Source organism: Collinsella aerofaciens (assembly GCF_039062315.1).
Classification (GTDB): domain Bacteria; phylum Actinomycetota; class Coriobacteriia; order Coriobacteriales; family Coriobacteriaceae; genus Collinsella; species Collinsella aerofaciens_BG.
Map to the genome: position 1 here is coordinate 21,804 of NZ_JBCJBG010000021.1, position 6,670 is coordinate 28,473.

Here is a 6,670-nt window from a genome sequence, read left to right on the forward strand (position 1 = left end):
GGCTCAGCGGCATAACAAACCTATGGGCACGATTGTCCCACGTATGGGGTCTTTACGCCTCCAAAAATGCGCCGGTCTGGCGGCCCCACAGGCTCGCATACTCGCCGCCTGCCTCGACAAGCTGCACATGCGTACCGTCCTCGACAATCTCGCCGTCCGCCAGCACCACGATGCGATCGAGCGCCGCCACGGTGGACAGGCGATGCGCCACCACAATGGAGGTGCGACCGCGCATCAGGTTCTCGAGCGCCTCCTGCACCAGCGCCTCGGACTCGCTGTCGAGGGCAGACGTCGCCTCGTCGAGCACCAGGATCGGCGCGTCGGTCAGGATAGCGCGGGCGATGGCCACGCGCTGACGTTGGCCGCCCGAAAGCTTGACGCCGCGCTCACCCACCATGGTGTCAAAGCCGTTGGGCAGGCGGTCGATAAACTCCAGGGCATTTGCCAGGCGCGCGGCCTCGCGGATCTGCTCGTCGGTTGCGTCGGGGCGGCCGTAGGCGATATTCTCGCGAATGGAGCGATGGAACAGCAGCGCCTCCTGCGGCACGTAGGCAACCTGGCGGCGCAGGCTCTGCTGCGTGCAGCGCGAGACGTCTTGGCCGTCCACGAGCACGCGGCCGCCCTGTACGTCGTCCAGGCGCAGCAACAACTTGGTGAGCGTCGTCTTGCCCGAGCCCGATTTGCCCACCAGGCCCACGCGCTGGCCCGCTGCCACATGGAGCGTCAGGTCGTCGAACACGCTCTCGCCTGCCGCGGCATCACGGTATGCAAAGCTCAGGTGCTCAAAATCAATCGCACCCTCGCCCACCTTGAGCTCGGGGGCGTTCTCGTCGTCTGCCACCAGACGCGGCTCGTCCAGCACGCGCGTCATCTCGGCCGCATCGCCCAGCGCGCGGTTGATGCGCTGCATCATGGAGCTTACGTAGTTCAGACGCATGGTGAGGTTGTACGTATAGGTAAAGATCATGACGAGCGCACCGGCAGAGATGTCAAACCACGCGTTGCCGCCCGCGACGAACACGCTCACCACGGCCATAGTGATGACGATAAGGCCCGAGGTCGTAAAGTTGCGCTGCATCATGGCGTGCATCGAAACCGTCTCGGCGTCGCGCGCGGCGCGGTCGGCGGTATCGAACAGGTCGCGCTCAAAGTCCTCGCGCCCACAGGTCTTGACGGCCAGGATATTCGTGACCGCGTCGGACAGCACGCCCGACAATTTGTTCTGCGCGGCAGACGTCGCGGCCGAAAGCGGCATGATGCGCTTGTACATAAGCCAGACAAACGCGATGTAGACGACCATAATGCCCACCAGGACCACGGTAAACGTCGGCACCACCGGAGCGAGCGCCGCCACCGTGCAGACAACCGAGGTGATGGTGGGAATGAGCGAATACACCGTCACGTCTACCAGCCCCGTATAGCCGCTCATAAAACGACTCGTCTGGCTCACGAGCGATCCGCCAAAGCGGCTGGTGTGAAATGTCATGGATTGATTGGAGAGCGTGTCGAAGCACAGGCGCGCCAAGTGATAGTTACCCGCAATCTCGAGCTTGTAGACGGTGTAGTCCTGCAGCTTGGAGAGGATCTGGCCCACTAGGTTAACGAGCACGAGCGCCAGAATGTAGGGGCCAAAGACCTCGAATACTTGGTCGCCCGCCACGGGGCCGGCCTGGACGCGGTCGACGATAAGGGCCATCACGTAGGTGTTAGCAAACGTGAGCAAAAAGATGTAGCCCGCCGACGAGAACATCGAGAGAAAGACGATCAGTGGCTGCGTGCGCGTGACGTTCCAAAAGCGCTGCAGCGTGCGGCGCACGGTGGAGCGTTTGAGCGGACTGGTGTTTCTCTGAGACATGGGCTTCCTTTCGCGTCTGATAGGGCGAAACGCCATTGTTGCACACTAAAGCGCACTTCAGGCAAGTGCGACGCGAAAAGCGCCCGCGTCCCGCGCTTGCGCAGGCGCCCCGCCGTCAGATGCAGCTAGTCCTCGTCTTTTTGGTCTGCGAGCAAGCTCGCAGACGTAAGCCCCAAGATCTCGTCGACCTCCCGCGCGTCTTCCAGCGCGTCGATATCCTTGAGCTTGCGCTCCATAACGTTGGTGCGCGTAGTGATAATGCCCTCGACCGTCTTTCCCGCGGTCTCGATCTGCTGTTGGGCGCGGCGCAGCGCCGCCTGATAGCGCGGCAGCTCGGCCTTGACGGCAGAGAGCACACGCAGCACGTCATCGGTGCGTTTTTGCAACTTAAACGTCTGGTAGCTCATCTGCAAACTGTTGAGGATGGCCGCCATGGTGCTGGGCCCGGCAACGTTGACGTGATAGTCGCGGCCCAGGGTCTCGATAAGCCCGGGGCGGCTGACGACCTCGGCGTACAGGCCCTCAAAAGGCACGAACAGAATGCCAAAATTGGTCGTCGCGGGCACGCTCAGATACTTTTCGCAGATGTCCTTGGCCTCGCGCTTCACCATGGCGTCGAGCGTCTTGCGCGCTGCGGCGACGGCCTCGGCATCACCCGACTCTTGCGCGTCGAGCAGATGCTCGTACGCGTCGCCCGGGAATTTGGAGTCGATCGGCAGCAGCACGGGATCGCCCTCGTCTACCGGCAGCTTGACGGCAAACTCAACGCGCTCCGAGGCGCCAGGCTTGGTGGCGACGTTTTCCAGATACTGGTCGGGCGTAAGGATGTCCGCCAGGATTGCACCCAGCTGCACCTCGCCCAAAATGCCACGCGCCTTGACGTTGCCCAGCACGCGCTTAAGGTCGCCCACGCCGGTGGCAATGGACTGCATGTCGCCCAGGCCCTTGTACACAGCCTCGAGCTGGTCGCTCACCTGCTTAAACGATGCAGACAGGCGATCGTTGAGCGTGCGGGAGAGTTTCTCGTCCACCGTCGCGCGCATCTGATCGAGCTGCACGTTGTTGTCCTTGCGGATGGCGCCCAGCTGGGCATCGACCGTCTCGCGCACCTTGTCCAGGCGGCGCTCGATGCCCTCGCGGTTGGCACCGAGCTGTTGGGCCGTCTCGCGACGCAGGTCATCCATACGGTCGCCAGCCTGCGAGAACTCACGCGCGATGGTCAGGTAGCGTTGCTGCTCCACGGCCGCATCGGTTGCCTGCTGCTGCGCGATGGCATTTGCCGTGCGGCGGGTTTCGGCCAAAGCGACGTTCAGGGTGTCGAGCGCATTGTTGGCCTGCTCGAGCGCAGCCAGCATCTCCGCCCCGCTATCGCCGCTCTCCCGCAGCTTGGCACGAAAGCCCTTAAGCTGCAGGGCACAAGCCACAGCAACCCCCACCGCCACCAAGGCAATCACAACAAGCACGATATCAATAGCAGACATAGACTCCGCCCAACAAACTCAATCGATCATCAATCAAAACCGCGATCAATCTTACCCCGCCACACGCACCGGGCGTCACGCGGCAATCGGACAAATGGATTTTGGGCCACAGGTACTAAAACGCTAACTCTCCCAGCCGGCGCGGATGGTTGCTACGACATCGCTTAGGCGCTGGCCGAGAACCGCCAAGTGCTCAAGCACCTCGCTGGGCGAGGCGCCGCTGAGAATGCACGTGAGGGCATATGAGGCCAAGAAGATTGCCGCGAGCCCCAACGGAATCAGCACGATCATCGCCAGCGTACGCAGGCGCTGGGCCCAGCGACGGCGACACGCACGACGCTTGTCGAACGCAAGCTCCTGCGCATATGAATCTTGCTGTACGGAATAGGCTCCTGGGTCCACCTCACCCGCAGACGATACCGCGGACGCGGCGTTTTGCGCAGGAGGCTGGACGGCCGCCCCTTGCATTTGCATCTCCATAAGCCGTTGCTGCTGGCGCAACATGCGCTCGGCTTGTTGCCGCGGGGTCTCAAGAAACAGATCCATGTTGGCCTCCTCAATCGGAGCATTCGACGCTTACGCCCAGCATCCCGCACCATCGCGGCCGCGGCAACGAAATCCGCGGCAATAGCCGCAAAGATTCTTGTTGACAAAAGCTGTCGAAAACCTCAACAACTCCCCTACCAGCACTTTCTCTGAGCTTTTTTATCGAACGATCTTTTGCCCTTCCGCCAACCCGCCAACTAACCAAAAGCTGACCAAAAGCTGACCAAAAGCTTGACGAAAAGTATGGAGACAGGGACCCCACACAAAAACGTGCCGCCCCAAAAGGGACGGCACACAAACTTCTAATCAGCTTTTCAGTAACGAGCACGCGACGACCCAACGCCGGGGCGCGGGACGGGAGGCCGGATTGCCTTCCCTCAACGCGACCCTGCGGAGCCGTGAGCGGGGAGGGAAGGCAATCCGGCCTCCCGCCCCGCGCCCCGCAGCAGCCAGCGCCACGCGCTAGTAGTTCACCACCTGCTCCTCAAAGTACGCCTTCGGGTGGTTGCACACCGGGCACACCTCGGGCGCCTCGGCACCAACATGCAGGTGCCCGCAGTTCAGGCACTTCCACACCTTTACGCCCTCGCGCTCAAACACCTCGCCCGACTCAATGCGCTCGACGAGCTTGTTGTAGCGCTCCTCATGAGCCTTCTCCACGGCGCCGACACCACGGAACTTCTCGGCGATCTCGGCAAAGCCCTCCTCCTCGGCGGTCTTGGCAAACTCGTCATACATCGTGGTCCACTCGTAGTTCTCGCCCGCGGCGGCGTCGCGCAGGTTGTCCAGAGTGCCCGGAACGGCGCCGTCGTGCAGATACTTAAACCACAGCTTGGCATGCTCGGACTCGTTGCCCGCCGTCTCGGCAAAGATATTCGAGATCTGAACGTAGCCGTCCTTTTTGGCCTTGGATGCATAGTAGCGATACTTGGTGTGTGCCTGGGACTCACCGGCAAAAGCAGTCTCGAGGTTCTTCTTGGTCTGAGAGTTCTCAAAATCCATAGGTGTACTTCCCTTCAACACGTGCCGCCCATAGGCTTTGAGCGGCCCTGTCTTTAGGATGCCCTCAAGCCGAGAATTTAAACCTTACAATCCCGTTCTTCAGATTTGAGCGGGCTACACGCTCAACCAACGATCGCCCTCGGAGCGGCAAAAGCCCTCGCGCTCCAGATCGGCAAGAATACTTGCGACCAGCTCGCGCTCGACCGGCTCACGGCCGGCTACCGTCTCCATCTCGTTAACGCCTGCAACAGCTTCATCAAGCGTAATACCTGCCGGCTGCCCATCGCGCGCTGCCAGCAGCATGCGCACAATGTGGGCGCGCTTTTGGCGGCGCGAGCCCTCAAACTTGGACTGACGACTATAGCCCGCCGACCGCCTGGACGGATTGGGCAGCGTCTTTTTAAGATACGCGCCGTAATCCAGCAACGCGTAATACCACGCGCGCGGCGTGTCGGCATCGTCTTGAGGCGCGGCAAAGGGCGCAATCTCATCCGCCGCCGCACCGGGGGCCGCCGGACAGGCAGCTTGAATCAGCGGCACCAGCTCGCGATCGGGAACGGCCGGCACATCGGGAAAGAAATGATGCAAAAAGACCGTGCGCACGTTGGTCTCCAGATACACGCCCGGAAGATCGAATGCAAACGAACGGATGCCCTGCGCCGTTGCCGGGCCAATGCCGGGCAACGCGACCAGATCGTGCGTCTCACGCGGAAACTCCCCATCCCAGTCCTCCACAACGCACTGTGCAGCCCTGTGAAGCGCCAGGGCGCGGCGATTGTAGCCCATCCCCTGCCACGCATCCAAGACATCGGAAGGGGCGGCCTGAGCAAGCGCCCGGACAGTCGGAAAGCGATCGAGCCACGCCGGCATGCGCGTCTCCACGCGCGGCACCTGCGTCTGCTGCAGCATGACCTCGGAAAGCCAGATGATATACGGGTCGCGCGTGCGGCGCCACGGAAGGTCGCGATAACGCAGGACCCCTTCCGAACGAATCATCGAACGAAAGGGGTCCTGAATCATGACAATGCTCCTTATGCGGCGCTATTCCTCCCGGCAAGCATACGCGCAAGCGGCGTACTCGGGAAACGCATCGCGGTCGGCGAACTTGGGATCGACAGCCGGAAACTGGCGATGGGCGACGATATCGCCGAGCGAAACGGAATCGAGATAGTCGCGCATCAGCGCCTGGGCTCCGGCCCACAGGGGATGATAGCAGCACGTGCCCATGCGCGCACAGTCGCCATCGGGCGCGGTGCAATCGTTCATAACCATGGGGCCCTGAACGGCCTCTACGACCTGACGGATCGTGACATCGTCGGGGCTCACCTTAAGGCGCATGCCGCCATGAACACCACGCAGGCTCTCCACAATGCCGGCCTGAACCAAGCCGTGCTGAATCGAACGGGCAAACGAATACGGAACATTGACCTCTTCGGCAGCAGTGCGAACAGAAAGCAACCGCTCCGGCTCCTCGGCAAGCATCGCAAGCATGCGAAGGGCATAATCAGTCTTCCTCGATATGTCCATGTTTCCCCTTTCAAGGAATACGAACAGCTCGAACGAGCTCCGGGGCCGAGCTTGTGTCGAGACGCTAAATGACCGCCAGGACATCCAAATGGTAAATCGGATATCCACTGAGTGCCGCGCTTGGAGCGAAATGCATCAAATGCGGCCTACAGTGCAATTTAGTATAACCTAACCCCCTGTCTCGTTGAACTGCCTCCCATTTCTTGGACATGAGAAATGGGAGGCTTTTTATGCGTGTCGACTTGAGGGTGAAGCACGA

General features: G+C 61.4%; 6 protein-coding genes. All 6 read right to left on the bottom strand.

All coding sequences use genetic code 11. The annotated features are described in order from the left end of the window. Nucleotides 1-52: 52 nt before the first annotated feature. Nucleotides 53-1,855, bottom strand: a complete 1,803-nt coding sequence (locus tag ABCP74_RS08735; protein WP_343001104.1) for an ABC transporter ATP-binding protein — start codon at nt 1,853-1,855, stop codon at nt 53-55. A 125-nt stretch (nt 1,856-1,980) separates the two neighbouring features. Further along, nucleotides 1,981-3,336: a DNA recombination protein RmuC gene (locus ABCP74_RS08740; protein ID WP_343001103.1), complete on the bottom strand. Its 1,356-nt coding sequence runs from the start codon at nt 3,334-3,336 to the stop codon at nt 1,981-1,983. A gap of 123 nt (nt 3,337-3,459) precedes the next feature. Further along, nucleotides 3,460-3,882 carry a hypothetical protein gene (locus tag ABCP74_RS08745; RefSeq protein WP_343001101.1) on the bottom strand — a complete coding sequence of 141 codons (423 nt, stop codon included), beginning with the start codon at nt 3,880-3,882 and terminating at the stop codon, nt 3,460-3,462. 462 nt (nt 3,883-4,344) lie between these two features. Beyond that, the gene (gene rbr, locus ABCP74_RS08750; RefSeq protein WP_271737338.1) at nt 4,345-4,884 is read right to left on the bottom strand and encodes a rubrerythrin; all 540 of its coding nucleotides are present in this window, start codon (nt 4,882-4,884) and stop codon (nt 4,345-4,347) included. 114 nt (nt 4,885-4,998) lie between these two features. Beyond that, nucleotides 4,999-5,904 (bottom strand): HhH-GPD family protein, encoded by a 906-nt coding sequence (locus ABCP74_RS08755; protein WP_195503517.1) that lies wholly within the window; start codon nt 5,902-5,904, stop codon nt 4,999-5,001. A gap of 21 nt (nt 5,905-5,925) precedes the next feature. After that, on the bottom strand, nt 5,926-6,411 hold the full coding sequence (locus ABCP74_RS08760; protein WP_118080686.1) for an RrF2 family transcriptional regulator: 486 nt from the start codon (nt 6,409-6,411) through the stop codon (nt 5,926-5,928). Nucleotides 6,412-6,670 lie beyond the last annotated feature (259 nt).

Excerpts from the sequence above, each read along its gene's own strand:
- ABCP74_RS08740 (WP_343001103.1), bottom strand. The coding sequence starts at position 3,336 with ATGTCTGCTATTGATATCGTGCTTGTTGTGATTGCCTTGGTGGCGGTG.
- ABCP74_RS08755 (WP_195503517.1), bottom strand. The coding sequence starts at position 5,904 with ATGATTCAGGACCCCTTTCGTTCGATGATTCGTTCGGAAGGGGTCCTG.
- rbr (WP_271737338.1), bottom strand. The coding sequence starts at position 4,884 with ATGGATTTTGAGAACTCTCAGACCAAGAAGAACCTCGAGACTGCTTTT.
- ABCP74_RS08735 (WP_343001104.1), bottom strand. The coding sequence starts at position 1,855 with ATGTCTCAGAGAAACACCAGTCCGCTCAAACGCTCCACCGTGCGCCGC.
- ABCP74_RS08745 (WP_343001101.1), bottom strand. The coding sequence starts at position 3,882 with ATGGATCTGTTTCTTGAGACCCCGCGGCAACAAGCCGAGCGCATGTTG.
- ABCP74_RS08760 (WP_118080686.1), bottom strand. The coding sequence starts at position 6,411 with ATGGACATATCGAGGAAGACTGATTATGCCCTTCGCATGCTTGCGATG.